This is a genomic window from Pectobacterium artocarpous (assembly GCF_046159765.1).
Taxonomy (GTDB): domain Bacteria; phylum Pseudomonadota; class Gammaproteobacteria; order Enterobacterales; family Enterobacteriaceae; genus Pectobacterium.
Map to the genome: position 1 here is coordinate 1 of NZ_JBJXVK010000015.1, position 18,090 is coordinate 18,090.

The 18,090-nt window shown below is 52.5% G+C and carries 14 protein-coding genes; 9 read left to right on the forward strand and 5 right to left on the reverse strand.

Going from position 1 to position 18,090, the window contains the following annotated elements:
• Nucleotides 1-528: 528 nt before the first annotated feature.
• Nucleotides 529-1,188: a DedA family protein gene (locus tag ACKQAD_RS11075; RefSeq protein WP_409160215.1), complete on the forward strand. Its 660-nt coding sequence runs from the start codon at nt 529-531 to the stop codon at nt 1,186-1,188.
• A 28-nt stretch (nt 1,189-1,216) separates the two neighbouring features.
• Here the strand turns inward: ACKQAD_RS11075 and ACKQAD_RS11080 are convergent, their stop codons facing one another.
• Complete coding sequence (locus ACKQAD_RS11080; RefSeq protein WP_409160298.1) at nt 1,217-2,203, reverse strand: AraC family transcriptional regulator; 987 nt, start codon at nt 2,201-2,203, stop codon at nt 1,217-1,219.
• A gap of 231 nt (nt 2,204-2,434) precedes the next feature.
• Here ACKQAD_RS11080 and ACKQAD_RS11085 point away from each other — a divergent pair, with 231 nt between their 5' ends.
• The 3 genes from ACKQAD_RS11085 (at nt 2,435) to dkgA (ending at nt 5,446) form a co-directional block, all read left to right on the forward strand.
• Nucleotides 2,435-3,175, forward strand: coding sequence for an NADPH-dependent oxidoreductase (locus ACKQAD_RS11085; protein ID WP_409160216.1), 741 nt, complete (start codon nt 2,435-2,437; stop codon nt 3,173-3,175).
• A 3-nt stretch (nt 3,176-3,178) separates the two neighbouring features.
• A complete protein-coding gene (yqhD, locus tag ACKQAD_RS11090) occupies nt 3,179-4,342 on the forward strand; it encodes an alcohol dehydrogenase (protein WP_409160217.1) in 1,164 nt (387 codons plus the stop codon).
• A 276-nt stretch (nt 4,343-4,618) separates the two neighbouring features.
• Nucleotides 4,619-5,446 carry a 2,5-didehydrogluconate reductase DkgA gene (gene dkgA / locus ACKQAD_RS11095; protein WP_409160218.1) on the forward strand — a complete coding sequence of 276 codons (828 nt, stop codon included), beginning with the start codon at nt 4,619-4,621 and terminating at the stop codon, nt 5,444-5,446.
• A 67-nt stretch (nt 5,447-5,513) separates the two neighbouring features.
• Here dkgA and ACKQAD_RS11100 read toward each other — a convergent pair whose 3' ends face one another.
• The 4 genes from ACKQAD_RS11100 to parC form a co-directional block, all read right to left on the reverse strand.
• Nucleotides 5,514-6,251, reverse strand: a complete 738-nt coding sequence (locus ACKQAD_RS11100) for a GntR family transcriptional regulator (RefSeq protein ID WP_409160219.1) — start codon at nt 6,249-6,251, stop codon at nt 5,514-5,516.
• Between the two features lie 389 nt (nt 6,252-6,640).
• Nucleotides 6,641-8,056 (reverse strand): cell division protein FtsP, encoded by a 1,416-nt coding sequence (ftsP, locus tag ACKQAD_RS11105; RefSeq protein WP_409160220.1) that lies wholly within the window; start codon nt 8,054-8,056, stop codon nt 6,641-6,643.
• Nucleotides 8,057-8,171: 115 nt separating this feature from the next.
• Nucleotides 8,172-8,909 carry a 1-acylglycerol-3-phosphate O-acyltransferase gene (locus ACKQAD_RS11110; RefSeq protein WP_409160221.1) on the reverse strand — a complete coding sequence of 246 codons (738 nt, stop codon included), beginning with the start codon at nt 8,907-8,909 and terminating at the stop codon, nt 8,172-8,174.
• A 150-nt stretch (nt 8,910-9,059) separates the two neighbouring features.
• Nucleotides 9,060-11,330: a DNA topoisomerase IV subunit A gene (parC, locus tag ACKQAD_RS11115; RefSeq protein ID WP_409160222.1), complete on the reverse strand. Its 2,271-nt coding sequence runs from the start codon at nt 11,328-11,330 to the stop codon at nt 9,060-9,062.
• Between the two features lie 387 nt (nt 11,331-11,717).
• Between parC and ACKQAD_RS11120 the strand changes: the two genes are divergently transcribed.
• The 5 genes from ACKQAD_RS11120 to ACKQAD_RS11140 all read left to right on the forward strand — a co-directional run bounded on the left by ACKQAD_RS11120 (nt 11,718) and on the right by ACKQAD_RS11140 (nt 18,080).
• The gene (locus ACKQAD_RS11120) at nt 11,718-14,120 is read left to right on the forward strand and encodes a TonB-dependent receptor domain-containing protein (protein WP_409160223.1); all 2,403 of its coding nucleotides are present in this window, start codon (nt 11,718-11,720) and stop codon (nt 14,118-14,120) included.
• 437 nt (nt 14,121-14,557) lie between these two features.
• On the forward strand, nt 14,558-16,108 hold the full coding sequence (locus ACKQAD_RS11125; RefSeq protein WP_409160224.1) for a BglG family transcription antiterminator: 1,551 nt from the start codon (nt 14,558-14,560) through the stop codon (nt 16,106-16,108).
• A 47-nt stretch (nt 16,109-16,155) separates the two neighbouring features.
• Nucleotides 16,156-16,635 carry a PTS sugar transporter subunit IIA gene (locus ACKQAD_RS11130; RefSeq protein WP_409160225.1) on the forward strand — a complete coding sequence of 160 codons (480 nt, stop codon included), beginning with the start codon at nt 16,156-16,158 and terminating at the stop codon, nt 16,633-16,635.
• 13 nt (nt 16,636-16,648) lie between these two features.
• The gene (locus tag ACKQAD_RS11135) at nt 16,649-16,963 is read left to right on the forward strand and encodes a PTS fructose transporter subunit IIB (RefSeq protein WP_409160226.1); all 315 of its coding nucleotides are present in this window, start codon (nt 16,649-16,651) and stop codon (nt 16,961-16,963) included.
• A 25-nt stretch (nt 16,964-16,988) separates the two neighbouring features.
• Nucleotides 16,989-18,080 carry a PTS fructose transporter subunit IIC gene (locus ACKQAD_RS11140; RefSeq protein ID WP_409160227.1) on the forward strand — a complete coding sequence of 364 codons (1,092 nt, stop codon included), beginning with the start codon at nt 16,989-16,991 and terminating at the stop codon, nt 18,078-18,080.
• Nucleotides 18,081-18,090 lie beyond the last annotated feature (10 nt).

The window sequence follows — 18,090 nt, forward strand, 5'->3', positions numbered from 1 at the left end:
GGTTTATTAGCACTGGGTTTGTGGGGATCCCTCAGCCCTTTAGGGCGATGCTCAGTAATAAGCATCGTAACGCGGCAAGAGAGAGAATCCCGATGAGCTTACTCAGGTAAGTGATTCGGGTGAATGACAAATCTCAGAGGCAGGTTTGAACGCTGCTTGCAGCGGCCCCAACGGGGCGAGGTAGACGTTAGTGTGCCGAGTAGCGTAGCCAACGCGCATGCGGCTTGAAGTATGACGGGTATAGGCAGGCAATAAAATATAGAAAGTGTGACAGCCATAAAGCCGACACATCTTGATTTCCCCTGCGACGCAGTGGGTAATGCGTTATCATAATCATGAGTCAACGCTTACTAAAAACCGCGTTACCTTAACCAAAATTAAGCATTAAGCCCTGTCGCATTCTCACAATGCAGCAAGGCGTTTTGCCCAACCGATTTTAGGGCTTGATAGGCAGTAGATTTCAGGTAATTCAGCGTTCCATCGCCGCAGCCTGAGAGATAGTGAATATCGTCACTGGCGGGATGTAATATGAGTGTGGTTCACGACATTATTCAGGCGCTCTGGCAGCAGGATTTTAGTGCACTGGCCGAGCCCCACGTCATTTGGGTGGTTTATGGCATTCTGTTCACGACGCTGTTTCTGGAGAACGGTCTGCTTCCAGCCTCTTTTCTACCCGGCGACAGCCTGCTGTTGCTCACGGGTGCCATGATTGCCAAAGGCGTGATGAGCTTTTTCCCTACGATGATTCTGCTCACCGTCGCCGCCAGCCTCGGCTGCTGGCTCAGCTACCTTCAAGGGCGCTGGCTGAGTGATACGCGTCTGGTAAAGGGGTGGCTATTGCAACTTCCAGCCCATTACCACCAACGTGCCCATCACCTATTCCACCGCCACGGCCTGATGGCGCTGCTGATTGGGCGCTTTTTAGCGTTTATCCGCACGCTGCTGCCGACGATGGCGGGCATTTCCGGATTAAATAATACGCGCTTTCAGATTTTCAACTGGCTCAGCGGGCTGCTGTGGGTCGGGGGAATTGTCACGCTCGGCTATGCGCTCAGCCACATTCCGCTGGTCAAACGCTATGAAGATCAGGTGATGACCGCGCTGATCCTGCTCCCGATTATTTTGCTGGTCAGCGGTCTGATTGGCATGGCTGTCATGGTGTGGCGTAAAAAACGTGCCGTCGCCTAATCGGTAACTGCACGCTTTCTTAACGCCTTCAGCTTTCTTCAGCCACCATATTGCTGGCCTTTAATCTCGCCGCTTCATCGCTCGGCGTCGCACCGAAATAGCGCTTAAATTCCCGGCTAAACTGCGACACGCTCTCATACCCTACGCGAGCGGCCGCGACACCCGCTCTCAGCCCTTCGTTGATCATCATCACGCGTGCTTTGTGTAAGCGGTAGGATTTCAGGTACTGCAACGGCGATGTATTAGTGACAGCTTTAAAATTATGGTGAAACGCCGAGACGCTCATGTTCACTTCAGCCGCCAGTTGTTCCACATTCAGGCTATCGGCATAGTGGTTTTCGATACGTCGCAGAGACTTGGCAATCTGGCTGAAGTGCGTGTGCCGATTGACCAGCGCCTGTAGTGCCGCACCGCGTTCGCCGCAGAGCATATGATAGATAATCTCACGCACAATCGTCGGGCCCAGGACGCGGGCATCACGCGGGTTATCCATCGCATCCAGCAACCGTTCAACAGCACACAGAATCTCATCGGTCAGCGGCGCGCTGTTCACACCACATGTGCAGGAACAGGGGCGGATCGCGCTGTCGTCATCACCGATGTCGATCAACAAATCCTGAAGCATCTGGATATCAATACGGATCGCCATCCCCACCAGGGGGGATTCAACGCTGGCTATCGTTTCACATTCGAACGGCAGCGGCACGGTCATCAACAGATAGTTTTCCGGGTCATACTGGAACGTTTTCCCGCCCAGATAGCCAATCTTCTGTCCCTGAAAAATGATGACAATCGTCGGCTCATACATAACCGGCACACGCGGATGATGCTGTTCCGTATAAAGAATTTTGACCTGCGGCACGAGCGAAGGCGTAACCCAGCTTTTGCTAGAACAGCGTATTGCTTGCTGCACGATACGTTGCCGCACCGTCTGCTGCTCTGGGTCTTTCTGAGTTCGTGGTGCATGAACCGCTGGTTTTTGAACAGCCCGCTCAGACTGGCTTTCCATCGACATGATTTGAGTTTGCGTCACAATGGTGTTATCTCGCTACGGGTTCGCTTTCCTGCCCGAAGCCTCTCTCCTGACAGAAGAAACAAAATGACATATCTGCGAATTATTATCACCCTTTCCTCCTGTATTTTGGAGAAATAGGCAACAAGCAAACAGAAATGTGCATTGAACGTCTTTCATGGGTTGATGACAATACGATGCATACATTCGCCCCCTCATCCCATGGGAAAAGACATGAATAAAACGATCGAGCTGTTCACCTCACACCGCAGTGAACGTAGCTATCTTGATAAAGCGATTCCCGATGACGTGCTGGATGCCATTATTCAGTCCGCCCATCTGGCACCGACGTCCGTAAACTCTCAGCAGGTTTCGCTCATTGTCACCCGCGACCCGGAACGCAGAGCGCGCATCGCCGAATTGGCCGGCGGTCAGCCGTGGATTGCCAAAGCGCCCGTCTTCATTACCGTGGTGCTAGACATGCATAAAACGCAGGTCGGGATTGCCATGAGCGACAAGCAACAGCACGCGCATGAAAGCATAGAAAGCCTGATCGCCGGCACAACGGATGTCGGCATCGCGCTCGGCACGCTGATGGCCGCCGCACGCTCATTTGAGCTGGGCATCGTCCCGATTGGCGGTATTCGTCGCGATCCGCAGGCGATGATCGACTTTCTGGAACTGCCTGAACTGACGTTCCCCGTCGCTGGCGTCGCTATTGGCTACGTGGACACACCTGCACATCAGAAACCGCGCCTGCCGCTGACGTCCTTCCGGCACGATGAAACCTATCATCAGGACGTTCTGCCTGCGGCGATCGAGCAATATAACAAAACGCTGGTGACACACTGGCAGCAAACCGGCCGCGCAGACGGCGACAACTGGGGTGACAACACCGCCAGCTACTATCAGCACATTTATTTCCCGAAAGTCTTACCCGCTATCCTCCAACAGGGCTTTAAACTGGACAAATAACCTATGCTCAATTTCACACTTCATACCCCTACCAAGATTTTGTTTGGCGAAGGCCAGATTGCTGAATTAGGCAAAGAAATTCCTGCCGATGCCCGCATCCTCATCACCTACGGCGGCGGCAGCGTGAAGCGCAATGGTGTGCTGGATCAGGTCTATCGTGCATTAGAAGGCCGCAACGTACGCGAGTTTTCCGGCATTGAACCGAACCCGACTTACGAAACGCTGATGAAAGCCGTCGAAGTCGTTCGTGCAGAGAAGATTGATTTCCTGCTGGCCGTTGGCGGGGGGTCTGTCGTCGATGGCACGAAATTTATCGCTGCTGCCGCAGATTATCAGGCCGCGCAGGACCCGTGGCATATTCTGCAAACCGGTGGCGCGGAAATCGATCGCGGCGTCGCGATGGCAGCCGTGCTCACCCTGCCAGCGACCGGTTCAGAATCCAATAACGGCGCAGTCATCACCCGTAAATCGACCAACGATAAGCTCGCCTTCCGTTCACGCCACACACAGCCGCTTTTCGCCGTGCTCGATCCAGTCGTGACCTATACCCTGCCCGCTCGCCAAATTGCGAACGGCGTGGTCGATGCTTTCGTTCACACGGTTGAGCAGTACCTGACGTATTCCGTCGATGGCAAAGTACAGGATCGTTTTGCGGAAGGCTTGCTACTGACGCTGGTTGAAGAAGGTCCGCGCGCGCTGGCAGAGCCGGAAAACTACAAAGTCAGAGCGAATGTGATGTGGAGCGCCACTATGGCGTTGAACGGTCTGATTGGCGCAGGCGTGCCGCAGGACTGGTCAACCCATATGTTAGGGCATGAATTAACAGCGCTGCACGGACTCGACCATGCGCAGACGCTGGCCATTGTGCTGCCTGCCATGCTGGCAGCGAGAAAAGCCCAGAAGCGCGACAAACTGCTGCAATACGCCGAGCGCGTCTGGAACCTGCGTGACGGCAGCGAAGACCAGCGCATTGACGACGCGATTGCCGCCACACGCGACTTCTTCGAGAAGATGGGCGTACCGACCCGCATGTCTGACTATCAGTTGGATGGCAGTTCCATTCCAACACTGGTCGCCAAGCTCAACGAGCATGGCCTGACCGCGCTAGGTGAGCACCGCGACATCACGCTGGAAGAGAGCCAGAAGATTTACGAAGCGGCGTGCTAAGTCTCTCCGTTCCTAATCCTACAAGTTAGAGGAGAAGACGCGATCATTTAAACAATACTTATCCCCTCACTTCAATACTGTGTCTGCTAAAGGGAGCCAATCGGCTCCCTTTATCGTCGGGCACCCCATAAATGATGCATTTTTCTACTAGAATGAAATCATATGCCTGTTCCTGCTAGGGGATCACGCTCCGCTATTTTCGTGATATGAACAGGTCGCCCATCCAGTTAACCCTATGATACTTATATGGATTAACGGATATAAAAGGAGAATGAGATGACGCAACCGAAAGTTAAGCTGGCGGACGGCAATATCATGCCCCAGTTGGGCCTTGATGTCTGGCGAGCAAGCAGTGAGGACACGGTGATTGCCGTGACTGAAGCATTGTCCATCGGTTATCGGGCGATCGATACCGCCGCTATTTATAAGAACGAGGAAGCTGTTGGTCAGGCGCTGAGCTCCGCGAATCTGCCGCGTGAAGAAGTCTTCATTACCACCAAACTCTGGAATGGCGATCACACCGATCCCCAGAAAGCGCTGGAGGAAAGCCTGCGAAAACTTCAGTTAGATTATGTCGATCTCTACCTGATTCACTGGCCACTCCCGCAACAGAACACATTCGTGAATGCCTGGCGCGGGCTCATCAAACTCCAGGAACAAGGCCTGGCGAAAAGCATCGGCGTCAGTAATTTCCATATCCACCATTTACAGCGGCTAAAAGAAGAAACGGGTGTATTACCGGTTATCGATCAGGTCGAGCTACATCCTCTGCTCCAGCAAAGGCAACTCCACGCCTGGAACGCGACGCATCATATCCAGACCGAATCCTGGAGTCCGCTGGCACAGGGCGGCGAGGGCGTTTTTGATCACCCCATTATTCGCAAGCTGGCAAGCAAATACGGAAAAACACCCGCACAGATCGTGATCCGCTGGCATCTGGACAGCGGGCTGGTGGTGATTCCTAAATCGGTGACGCCTTCCCGCATCAAGGAAAACTTTGAGGTGTTCGATTTCCGTTTGGATAAAGACGAACTGGGTGACATTGCCAAGCTGGACAGTGGGAAGCGACTGGGCTCAGACCCAGATGAACCGAGAAACGACTAAGCGCTAATCCACGACTAAGAGCTACTCCACCTTTAATGCCAGCATTCACCGTACTGGCATTTTTCTTCTAATTAGCAAACTGAATCTCATACACATCGCTACGGCAATGTGCCTCGCTGTATTCAAGCAGTTCACCCCGATCGTTATAAACATGCAGTTGGCAATACAGCGCTGGCGTCTCCGCCGCAATACCAAGCAGCGTGGCGATCTCTGCCGCACAGGCAATCGCTTTGAAACGATAGCGTTTCTTGTCCGGCGTGACCCCACGCGTCATCCAATATTGATAGAGGGATTGCTCAAGCGCTTCCGGGTCGGGGAGAAATTGTTGCGGAATCCAGGTCGTTTCCAGCGAGACGGGGTCGCCATTACTCAGCCGTACACGCCGCAGATAAGTGACGGCCTCGCCTTCCGGCAAAAACATTTTTGCCGCGATGGCCACAGGCGGAACCAATATTGCTTTCTCTAGCCACAGACTGCCAGCCACGCCACCCTGTTTCAGCACCAGCGCGGTGAACCCTTCATCCTCGGCGTTCAATGCGTAGTTAAGCCGTTGAGCCACGCGGGTTCCCACCCCTTGCTGGCGAACAATCAACCCTTTATCTTCCAGCAGCGACAGGGAACGGGAAACCGTTACGCGTGATAATCCCAGCTGTTGCGCAATCAGTCTTTCCGCAGGTAAAAACTGTCCTGCTAACGCCTTCCGATGGCCGATTTCTGATTCAAGCAACGACGCGAGCTTCATATAGCGAGGCGCCGATGACGCTTCAGCCAGTTTATCCCTGACCCAAAGCAGTAATTCCCGCATAGTGCAGCCTTTTTAGTGACGCAGCATTCTAGCTGCTGCGCAGGTTAAAACAGGAAGTGAACCTGATTTCCTGACGAAACGAAACGCTCTGACGCTGAAATTGTTGTAATAAAAAATGTTTTTTAGCACCTATAGATCGGGAACAGCATGCGATGCAAAACGTAATTCCCCCCCCCTAATTCATAGCAACATCACTCTATAAGGTATCGTCCGCATGACTTCGCATCTTTAATTTTGGTTTGTCTGAATAGAGGTGGATCACATTAAGAAACAGGTGGATACCAGAAACCCATAGTCTGATGAACGGGCAGCACGTCAGACGCAACTGCCGTCACACGTGTCACGGCAGAGGGATAAAGACGGAAGGGGAATGGCAAGCTATAAGGGGCTTACGTCGCGGGCTGTACGATGAGCTGTCCCGTTGAACCGCGATCGGCCAACTCCAGCGTCTGGCTGTAATACAGGAAAGGGAACGCCATTGAAGAAGGCTGCATAAAATAAACCAGCAGCTCAACATCGTTATCCACCCACACCGTATCTTTCCAGCCGCTGTCCTCGACCGCCGGAGGGCCGCCATTCGCGCTACGCACCAGAAATTTAACGCCCTGAATGTGGAAAGCCTGCGGCGTATCGGCATGGATAATCCAGCGCTCACAGCGGCCAAGCTGCGTTTGCACATCGGCACGCGTCATGTCCCACATTGCGCCGTTGATGCCGGGCAAGCTGTCCCCCAGACGGAATTCACGCGTGCGGCTGATGCTGCCTTCAATGATGTTGTCAGCCAGCAGACGCATCGGCAGATTGTCCGTCACCAATGGCAACAGCCCTGTCGGCTTAAGCGTGAGGATCTGGCTGGAGATCAGGATGCTGGAAGGCTCAAATAAGCCGCGCAGGCGATCCATAATCCCAGCCGACTCCCCTGCCGTCAGCGTGACGTCTTCACCCTGCGACATGTCGATCAGAATCTCGCGTCGTTCACCGGGCGCGAGAGAAAGCAGGTTCACCGCCATCGGTGCGGGCAGAAGCCCTTGATCGCTGGCAATCACATGCATCGCGCGACCATCGCTGAGCCGCATCACGTAACGACGAGAGTTCGACGCGTTCAGCAATCTCAGACGCACCCAGCCACGGGACACTTCAACAAAGGGGTTTTGGATGCCGTTGACTAAGAGCGAATCCCCCACAAAGCCACCACCAGAAGGCGAGTTATAAATAGGGACACCAAAGTTATCCAGTCGTTTATCCTGAATAATCAACGGAAAATCATCAACACCGTAGTGATTGGGCAGCGGCAGGGATTTACTGGCTCTGTCTTCCACCAGCCATAGTCCAGCCAGCCCGTTATAGATATGGGGTGCCATGCGGTTCGGCGTATTCGCATGATACCAGCAGGTCGCTGATGGCTGACGAATAGGCAACACCGGCGACCAGTCGGTTCCCGGCGGAATAATGCGGGCTGCACCGCCCATTAACGGCCCCGGCACCTGCAACCCGCCGATCGTCATGGCGACAGGCTCGCTCAAGCGGTTACTGTAAATCAGCTTAACGTCATCGCCGTCATACACCCGTACCGTCGGCCCCAGATAACGGCCGTTGATCCCCCAGATGGCGGTCTTACGGTCACCGGAAAATGCCCAATGGGCACGCTGCATGGTCAGAAAAAGCGGCTGACCTCGGCGCGACTCCAGTAATGGCGGTATCGGCAATGCGGCGGAATTCCCACTGGCTTTAGCCGCCAGTGGCGTCATACCCGCACATAACGCAAGGCCCGATGCCTGAATAAACTGACGTCGGCTGAGTGACATAATGACTCCGTGAATCCATTAACCGTAAGCAAAGTTTAACTGGCGATTCTTTCTTTCGACGATATATTCAAAATAAATAATCGGAAGAAATAATCGCGTAACCCGATGGGTGAGTTTATTTTTTGTCTGCCGCTTCGCGCGACGCCACTTCCGCATCCAGTTCGGCAATTTTGGCCGCCATCACATCATGGCAGTGTGCAGCCAGCTCGCGAACCTGATCTTTGGTATACGCACGGGTATCAATGGGCGGCAACATTTCTACGATAACAAGGCCGTTATTCCAGCGGTTCAATTTCACTTTATTGCTGGTCGTAGACACACAAATCGGCACAATCGGCACTTCTGCGCTAATCGCGGCATGAAAGGCACCGGTTTTAAATGGCAGCAGGCCACGTCCACGGCTGCGCGTGCCTTCAGGGAACATCCAGATAGACGTATTTCGTTCTTTAATGTGTTTCACCACCTGAGCGATGGTGCCATGCGCTTTAGCGCGGTTTTCGCGATCAATCAGCAAATTACCCGTCAGCCAGTAAAGCGGCCCGAAGAACGGGATCCACAGTAGGCTTTTCTTACCCACGGTAACCGTACGAGGCTGGACGGCTTTGGATACCGTGACCATATCGTAATTATTCTGATGATTCGCGATATAGATGCAGTTGCCGTAATGCGCGGCCTCTTCCGGTATCCGCATTTCTACTTTCAGGCCAAACACCGTGGACAAACGCCCAAAAAGATGGCCGAAGGTCGCCACATGACGGGGATTTCTAGGGCTGAACAGGCAGTAAAACAAACCAAAAACACAGACCAAAATCGAAAAGATAACGACAATAAAAAAACGCAAAATGGATAACATAGCAACCTCATTAGCCGACAGCCGCCGCTAGTATAGCGATTTCGCACTAAAACACACGGTGATTCAATTTGCTGCAAGATGGCAACCGGATACCAAAGAAAGGCGGTATTACACCGCCTTTCTCAACATGCACAGGGCAATACGGAGGGGTTATTCTTCGCTACTGCCGGTGCCAATCTGCTGCGGTGCATCCACCTCAATTCGGTCAATGCGCTGTAGCCCGCGCAGCAACGTGCCTTTCCGTCCGCGCTCCCCCTGATACTTCTGAAGATCGTTCGGACGCAGCACCAGCTTACGCTTACCAAAATAGAGCGTGACGGAAGCCTGAGGCGGCAGCAGATACAGCCAGGTTAGACGGTCTTTACCTTCAGCAAAATCTGCCGAAGAGATGGACACGATCTTGTTACCTTTGCCTTTTGACAGCTGTGGCAGATCGGAAACCGGGAACAACAGCATTCTGCCAGCAGCGGTGATTGCCATCAGCAGATTATCATCACCGTGGATCTCAATAGGGGCCAGCGCTTTCGCATTATCCGGTAGCGTAATCATCGCTTTACCCGCACGGTTGCGCGCTACCAGATCGTTAAAGGTACACACGAAGCCGTAGCCCGCATCCGATGCCATCAGCAGCGGCTGATCGTCTGCGGCCATCAGCACCTGTTCAATCGTCGCGCCCGGCGGCGGTGTGAGTTTTCCGGTCAGCGGCTCGCCCTGACCGCGTGCGGAAGGTAGCGTGATAGGATCCAGTGCGTAGCTGCGGCCGGTGGAGTCAATAAACACCACAGGCTGATTGCTCTTACCTTTCGCAGCAGCACGGAAACTGTCGCCCGCTTTGTAACTCAGTCCGGCAGGATCGATGTCATGTCCTTTGGCGCTGCGCACCCAGCCCATTTCCGACAGCACAATGGTGACCGGTTCGGAGGGCACAAAATCATGTTCGCTCATCGCTTTCGCTTCGCTACGTTCATGCAGCGGCGAACGACGATCGTCACCGTAGGTTTGCGCATCCGCCTGAATCTCTTTCTTAATCAGATTGCTGAGCTTACGATCTGACGCCAGTAGCGCTTGAAGCTGATCGCGCTCTTTTGCCAGATCGTCCTGCTCGCTGCGGATTTTCATCTCTTCCAGCTTGGCCAAATGACGTAATTTCAGCTCTAGGATCGCTTCAGCCTGTGTCTCACTCAGGCTGAACTGGCGCATCAGAACGGGCTTTGGCTCATCTTCCGTGCGGATGATATGGATAACTTCATCAATATTCAGGAACGCAATCAGCAAGCCTTCAAGGATATGCAGGCGCTTGAGCACTTTTTCCAGACGGTAGTTCAATCGACGGCACACGGTATCGCGACGGAATACCAGCCACTCGCTCAGGATCTCGACCAGCCCTTTCACGCCAGGACGACCATCCAGACCGATCATGTTCATATTAACGCGATAACTCTTTTCGAGATCGGTGGTGGCGAACAGATGGTTCATCACCTGATCCAAATCGATGCGGTTCGAACGCGGCACCAGCACCAGACGGGTCGGGTTCTCGTGATCGGATTCATCACGCAGATCGTCGATCATCGGCAGCTTCTTCGCACGCATCTGGCTGGCAATCTGCTCCAGCACTTTGGCGCCGGAAACCTGATGCGGCAGGGCGGTAATGACTACTTCGCCGTCTTCTTTTTTCCAGACGGCGCGCATACGCACCGAGCCACGGCCATTCTGGTAGAGTTTGCGCACTTCATCACGTGGCGTGATGATTTCGGCCTCCGTTGGGAAATCCGGCCCCTGCACATGCTGCAATAACTCGTCCAGCGAGGCCTTTGGATTTTCCAGCAGCATTACCGCAGCAGCAGCGACTTCACGCACATTGTGCGGCGGAATATCCGTTGCCATGCCGACGGCGATCCCGGTGGTGCCGTTCAGCAAAATATTCGGCAGACGCGCAGGCAGCATCTTCGGCTCTTGCATCGTGCCGTCAAAATTCGGGGTGTAATCGACCGTGCCCTGCCCTAACTCCGACAGCAGGATTTCAGCGTATTTGGACAGCCGCGATTCGGTGTAACGCATGGCGGCGAAGGATTTCGGATCGTCTGGTGCCCCCCAGTTCCCCTGACCATCCACCAGCGGATAGCGATAAGAGAACGGCTGCGCCATCAGCACCATCGCTTCATAGCAGGCGCTGTCGCCGTGCGGGTGGTATTTACCCAGCACGTCACCCACGGTACGGGCAGATTTTTTAAACTTGGCGCTGGCATTCAGTCCCAGTTCGGACATCGCATACACAATGCGACGCTGCACAGGCTTCAGGCCATCGCCAATGAACGGCAATGCCCTGTCCATGATGACGTACATGGAATAATTCAGGTATGCATTTTCGGTAAACGTGCTCAGCGCAAGGCTTTCTGCGCCGTCATGAGTCATCTCACTCATTTCTCTCATTTCCTTCACATCGCGGCGCGATGGTTACGCTTTCCGGCACGCCATAGCGGCGGCATGTTTGGCGGGAATAGTACCTTATCTGATGAGGTGATGTCACAGGGAACAATCTCGCAGAGAACCGTGTCGCTGCTCCACACTGACGATGGCTGATGTAAATCCGATGGCGGCATCGATCGCCACTACACCGTTTCATTAAGAATTATTCATCATCGTTGCAACAACAAATGATAATGCTTAGCATATTGATAATAATTATCATTTCCATGCGATAATTAATGTTATTCGACGTCTTGCATTTCCTTTGCAGACGTTAGCTACCAGCACGCCCTATTTCCCCAACGCCGCTGGCCAGAACAACCCTTATAGCAGAGTATCATTATGTTAATTAACAAGAATTTAAATAAAATTCTTCTCACCGGCATCTTGACTGGCGTCGCGCTGAACAGCATGGCAGCGGATAGCACCACGGGCAACAACGCACTCAGCGAGAAGAATCAGGATAATTCCGCGGCGAAAGCGGAACAAACCGACGATGTGATGGTCGTTAACTCACCAAAAATCGAGAAAAAAGCGGGTTCGAGCACGACGCTGACGGCCGCAGGCATGCAGAGAGAAGGCGGCAATAATTTTGGCACCATCATGCGTTACCAGCCCCTGGTGAGCGCAACAGGTACCAGCGGTGGCAGTAACACAGGGAAGAGCGGCTTCGACCGGGGTGGGTACACGGGCTACAACATTCGCGGCATTGAAAGCAACCGAGTGGCAATCGATACCGATGGCATCGCGCTGCCCAATGCCACAGGCCGCAGCTACGCCAGCCGTGCCGGCTTCAATACGTTCGGTATGGGACGCGACTATATCGACCCTTACCTGTACAGCAGCGTCGAGATTGAGTCAGGCGTCACCTCCGCCGAAAATACGATCAATGCACTCGGTGGCAGCGTCTCCTTCCGCCCTAAATCTGCCGATGATTATCTCAAAGCAGGCAAGCAGGACTACTTTGGTCTTCAGAGTGATTTTGATTCCGCCAACCATGGTTGGCATAACGGCATCACCGCCGCAGGCGGTGATGCCGAGCTGCGTGGCGTTGTCGTACTCAGCCGTCGTGACGGCCAGCAGACGCGTAATAACAGTGACGAGATCGCCGCTTACCCCGCCAACTGGCACTCTAACGCCATTTTGGCGTCCGGCATTTGGCAGGCCAACAACGAGCATCAACTCACCGGAACGCTGGATTACTACCACAAAACCAACCACACCCATTATGACTACTGGGGTAATCTGCCAAGCGGCAACAACACCATTTACGGCACAGCGCAACAGAGCAGCGAGACACGCCGCTGGACCGCCAGCCTGAAAGATCGCTGGACGCCCGTTAACAATACGCTGGTCGATTTGGTTGATAGCCGCATTTACTTCCAAAACAGCGAATCACACGACAATACCTGGCTGCCGGCAACCACAGGGATGGCGGCGGCGGATAGCCACCGGGTCTATTCCGACTACAACGTCACCACCTATGGATTCGACACCCATATGGTGAAAAGCTGGGATCGTCACGAGTTCAGTTGGGGTCTGAACGCCAGCCAAAGCAAAACAGAACGCCCGTTCAGACAATCGCCTAACCAAACCGGTGCCAATAACATCATGCAGCCAGAAGCCGATAGCGACAGCTACACCGTTGGAGGCTTCGTGCAGGATACGGTGACTTGGGATCTGGCGGGGCACGCCTTCTCGGTTGTTCCTGCCGTACGCGCCATTCATCAACGTACCAAACCGACCAATACGGTTCGTCTGAGCGGCGACGGCAGCGTGATCAATGAATCTGATGTCAACAAGCTGTACGGTAAAGCCAACAGTGATACGCAAGTTCTGCCGTCTCTGAGCTTCCTCTACGACATCACCCCAACACTGACAACCTATGTGCAGTACCGTCGTGGGGCGCAGTTCCCGGATGCCAGCCAGCTTTATGGCAGCACCAACCTGGACGCCAACTATGCCGGCCCCTTCCAGTACGCTTTTATCGGCAACAGCGACCTCAAAACAGAGACCAGCAACAACGTCGAATGGGGCTTAAAAGGTGAAGCAACGGAGGGAATTACATTCCGTACCGCGCTGTTCTACAACACGTATAAGAATTTTATCGCCAACACCCGCTACCGTCGTAGTGCTAACCCCGATAAATTCACCAATGTGCCAAGTAACATCAATACGATATATCAAGCAGAAAACCGCGATAAGGCGTATATCTACGGTGGCGAAGTCAGCAGCAAAATACAGTTAGGCACCTGGTTCCCGTCCGTTGATGGGCTCAGCACCACGCTGGCGTTTGGCTACACCAAAGGCCAATCGCAATCCCACTACCTTGGCGACCGCTATGTCGATCTCGACAGCGTTGCTCCGATGAAAGCGGTGATAGGTATCGCCTACGACGATCCTTCCCAGCGCTACGGTGCTGCCCTGACCGCCACCTTCCAGAAAGGGAAACAGGCGAAAGATACCAGCCGTGAAAGCTATACCAATGCAGGTAGCGCGATCACCGCCTCGAGTGCCGAATATATGCGGATTCCCGGCTACGGTATGGTTGACCTGACGGCCTACTATCGCGTGACGAAAAACGTGAGAATCAACGGCGGCGTGTATAACCTGACTGACCGTAAATATTGGGATTATCTCAGCAGCCGCCAGATTGAAACCAACGATCGGCAGGGACAGTATGACCGCGCTCTCGCCGTGCAGCCTGGCCGTTCCTTCCAACTGGGCGTGAACGTGGACTTCTAATCCGCATTACTCACCATTCAATGAAAAAGGCGATGCCTCATTCAGGCATCGCCACCACAATCAGGCAAGAACGCGCACCACGGTTTTTTTTGCCTTTTTATTTTCTCCTATAAACGATTTCCCGCCGTATTCCATTTAATGACACCGACATCCTTATTCTCACAGCACTCAATGATTAATAGGCCGTTCAGGCTGTCTTACTGACCTCGCGCTATAACGTGATCGTGGTCTCAATTAATATTCAGCCAGCGCTATGTTTTAATTTTGTCCTATTCAGCGGACAGCATTTAGTATTGTCGCTACCAACTATCACGACTAGATTGAACACTAAAGAAGCATTTTCAAATAAACCAACAGCAGCAATAAAAAAGGAAATTATTTAGAGAAAATTATCAATTCGATAAGCATCAAAAAAGCTAAAAATTCATGAGGGTAATATGATGCAGCCACTCACCTCACGCCAGAACCGTTTATTGAAATATCTGTTACAACACCAGGGATATGTAACGGTTAAAGATATTGCACATTACCTCGATGTGTCCGAAAAAACCGTCTACCGTGATATGCAATTTGTTGAAGCCTTCCTTTCTGTCTGGAATATTTATCCAGACAAAAAGGTCGGTGCAGGAATCATGTTAACCACCGATGACGATCGACACCTCGCGTTACTGGAACAGCAAATTGTCGTGGACGACGGAGACACCGATGCCCTGATCAACAATGCTCGCCGCGTCAAAATCGCCTCACAGCTGTTAAGCGATACGCCTCATGAAACATCCATCAGCAAGCTGTCAGAGCGCTATTTTATCAGCAGTGCCTCTATCGTTAACGATCTGAAAATCATCGAAAGTTGGCTACATCCGCTGGGGCTGTCACTGGTGCGTAGCCAGAGCGGCACACATATTGAAGGCAGTGAAAATCAGGTACGCCAGGCGATGGCCTCGCTCATTAATGACGTCATGCACCATAAAGAACCGGGCCCGCTTAACCATTCCCGCCTCGACCCCGGCAGCTATAAGGCGCTGATTCACTATTTCGGTGAAGAAGACGTGTCCTTCGTCGAGTCGCTGCTACAGAACATGGAGCAGCAGCTCTCTTATCCGCTCGGCGAACCTTATTACATCAATATTTTCACACATACCTTAATTATGATGCACCGCATTGCGCAGGGAAAAGCGTTAATCATGGAGAAGGAATCCGTTCATCAGCAGGTTGATAATCACATATTCTCCATCGCTCGAAATATGGTGAGCCAAATAGAGCAGCGGGTCGAAAGTACGCTGCCCTCTGATGAAGTCTGGTTCATTTATCAATATATTATTTCTTCCGGTATTGTGATGGAGGAGCGTGCGGATAATCAACGGCTTCGCTCCCCCTTTTCTAACAGCGAATCACGCAGAATCACACGCGCATTGACGCAGGTATTTTCTGAATTAATCAATATCGACCTGAGCACGGATAAATTTTTGCATGAAGGGCTGCTGATTCATATCAAGCCATTACTTAACCGCTTAAAATACCACATACACATTCGCAACCCGTTATTAGACGATATCAAAAGCGAATTTATCGATATTTATGAAATAACTCAGCAGGCAATGAGTGAAGTCTGTCAGCAGTTTCAATTAAAATCGGTCGCTGAGGATGAAGTCGGCTATCTAACCATTCATTTTCAAGCCGCACTGGAACGCCAAATTGCCCATAAACGTATATTGGTGGTGTGTTCCAGCGGTGTGGGAACCTCGCATCTGCTAAAAAACCGTATTCTGCGCGCATTTCCTGACTGGATTATTGCTGGCGTGATCTCAGCCAGCAATATGCAGATATTTTGTCAGCAGGAAGAGATTGAGCTGATTATTTCCACGATTCATCTGGAAGAGCAATCTATTCCTGTCGTCTACGTTTCCGCCTTTTTTAATGACGATGACATTAAACGCGTCACCGAAAAAGTTATCGCTAATCAACTGCATCAGGCCGTACCCCACTGATTATCGGTCGGGCGTTAATGTTAAAATTTGTCAATGAGGTGTGATAAATGGATATCAATAAAATACTGAATGCGAATCGCGTAAAGTTAACGATGACCGCAACCAATAAAGACGAAGCCATTAATGAATTAACCGATCTGCTGTATGCCGATGGTGCCATTACTAATAAACAGGATTTTATTCACGACGTCTGGTTACGCGAAGCGGAAGGATCGACTGGTTTTGAAAACCATATTGCGATCCCCCACGGGAAATCCTCCGCCGTAAAACAGACCACACTCGCGATTGGCCGCACCCGACAGGATATTCCCTGGGAAACGCTCGATGGCAGCCAGGTTCGCTGCATTATTCTTTTTGCCGTGCGTCTGGAAGATCAGAACACGACACATATTCGCCTGCTGTCTCAGGTTGCCAGTGCACTGGCCGACGATGAGGTGATTGCTCAACTGCTGGACGAATCCGATCCCCATAAAATTATTCGGCTGTTTAGTCAGTATGCAGAAACAGCTCCCGTCACTCCGACATAAGACGAGGCTCAAAATGAATATTGTTTGTGTTGCCGCCTGCACGGCAGGTATTGCGCATACCTATATCGCACGCGAGAAACTCATAAAGGGTGCCAATGCCTTAAATTACGCCATCAAAGTGGAAACGCAGGGCACCATTGACACTGAAAATGAATTAACGCCCGATGAAATCGCCGCAGCCGATGTCGTTATTCTGGCCATCGATATCAAAATAAAAGGCGAAGAGCGATTTAAAGGTAAACCGATCGTTCGGGTAAAAACGGAGGTTGTTATTAAATCTCCCATTAAATTTCTGGAAAAAGTCGCCAGTTCTTTAGCGGGGGCCTGAATATATCCATTTCGGGGTAATCATTATGAACACCAGAAAAATTACCGTTGGACAGGAAATAAAGCGGCATCTTCTTACCGGTATTTCCTGGATGATCCCGCTGATTGTCGCCGCCGGGATCTGTATTGCACTCGGTCAGGTTATCGGCGGCCCGGATGTCGGCAAGCAAACCGGCAGCATTGCGTGGATGCTCAACCAGATCGGCGGCTGGGGCATGGGGCTGATTGTTCCGCTCATCAGTGCCGCCATCGCTTACTCCATTGCCGACCGCCCCGGCTTCGCTCCCGGCCTGATCGTCGGCTTTATCTGCGGCCAGATTCAAACCGGTTTTATCGGCGGCATTCTCGGCGGCTTTTTAGTCGGCTACACCGTGCTGCTGCTGCGTCGCTACATCAAACTGCCGACGTCGATGCAGGGGCTGATGCCCGTCATGATCCTACCGCTGCTCAGTACCATTATCGCCGGGCTGCTGATGATGACGTTTATCGGCCAGCCCATCGTCTGGCTGCAAAAAGCGCTGATTCATCTGCTGGAATCCATGCAGGGCGGATCAAAATTCCTGATGGGGGCGATTTTGGGGGCGATGGCGACCTTCGATTTCGGTGGACCGGTGAACAAGACGATGTCGCTCTTCGCGGACGGCATGCTGGTCGATGGCATCTACGGGCCGGAAGCCGTCAAATTTGTCGGCTCAATGATTCCGCCTTTCGGCATCACACTGTCTTTCATGTTAACCCGCTATAAGTACACCCGCGCAGAAAAAGAGGCGCTGAAAGCTGCCTTCCCGATGGGGATCTGCATGATTACCGAAGGCGTCATCCCGATTGCCGCACGCGACTTGTTCAGAGTCGTCGCTAGTTGCGTTGTCGCCTCCGCCATTGCAGGTGGGCTGATCATGGTCTGGGGCGTGGAGGCACCGGTGCCACATGGAGGTATGTTTGTCGTCCCGCTGTTTACCAAGCCGCTGATGTTCTGCCTCGCGCTCGGTATCGGCACGGTCATCTGCGGCGTGATGCTGTCGCTGATTAAAAAGCATGTCACGCAGGCAGACGAAGAGTTCGACGACGTTGACGACGGTAGCGTGCGTGACGAAGACATTAAATTCACTCTCGAGTAACAGGAGCCGC

Coding starts and splice junctions, on each gene's coding strand:
- ACKQAD_RS11075 (WP_409160215.1), top strand. CDS start 529: ATGAGTGTGGTTCACGACATTATTCAGGCGCTCTGGCAGCAGGATTTT.
- ACKQAD_RS11080 (WP_409160298.1), bottom strand. CDS start 2,203: ATGTCGATGGAAAGCCAGTCTGAGCGGGCTGTTCAAAAACCAGCGGTT.
- ACKQAD_RS11085 (WP_409160216.1), top strand. CDS start 2,435: ATGAATAAAACGATCGAGCTGTTCACCTCACACCGCAGTGAACGTAGC.
- yqhD (WP_409160217.1), top strand. CDS start 3,179: ATGCTCAATTTCACACTTCATACCCCTACCAAGATTTTGTTTGGCGAA.
- dkgA (WP_409160218.1), top strand. CDS start 4,619: ATGACGCAACCGAAAGTTAAGCTGGCGGACGGCAATATCATGCCCCAG.
- ACKQAD_RS11100 (WP_409160219.1), bottom strand. CDS start 6,251: ATGCGGGAATTACTGCTTTGGGTCAGGGATAAACTGGCTGAAGCGTCA.
- ftsP (WP_409160220.1), bottom strand. CDS start 8,056: ATGTCACTCAGCCGACGTCAGTTTATTCAGGCATCGGGCCTTGCGTTA.
- ACKQAD_RS11110 (WP_409160221.1), bottom strand. CDS start 8,909: ATGTTATCCATTTTGCGTTTTTTTATTGTCGTTATCTTTTCGATTTTG.
- parC (WP_409160222.1), bottom strand. CDS start 11,330: ATGAGTGAGATGACTCATGACGGCGCAGAAAGCCTTGCGCTGAGCACG.
- ACKQAD_RS11120 (WP_409160223.1), top strand. CDS start 11,718: ATGTTAATTAACAAGAATTTAAATAAAATTCTTCTCACCGGCATCTTG.
- ACKQAD_RS11125 (WP_409160224.1), top strand. CDS start 14,558: ATGATGCAGCCACTCACCTCACGCCAGAACCGTTTATTGAAATATCTG.
- ACKQAD_RS11130 (WP_409160225.1), top strand. CDS start 16,156: ATGGATATCAATAAAATACTGAATGCGAATCGCGTAAAGTTAACGATG.
- ACKQAD_RS11135 (WP_409160226.1), top strand. CDS start 16,649: ATGAATATTGTTTGTGTTGCCGCCTGCACGGCAGGTATTGCGCATACC.
- ACKQAD_RS11140 (WP_409160227.1), top strand. CDS start 16,989: ATGAACACCAGAAAAATTACCGTTGGACAGGAAATAAAGCGGCATCTT.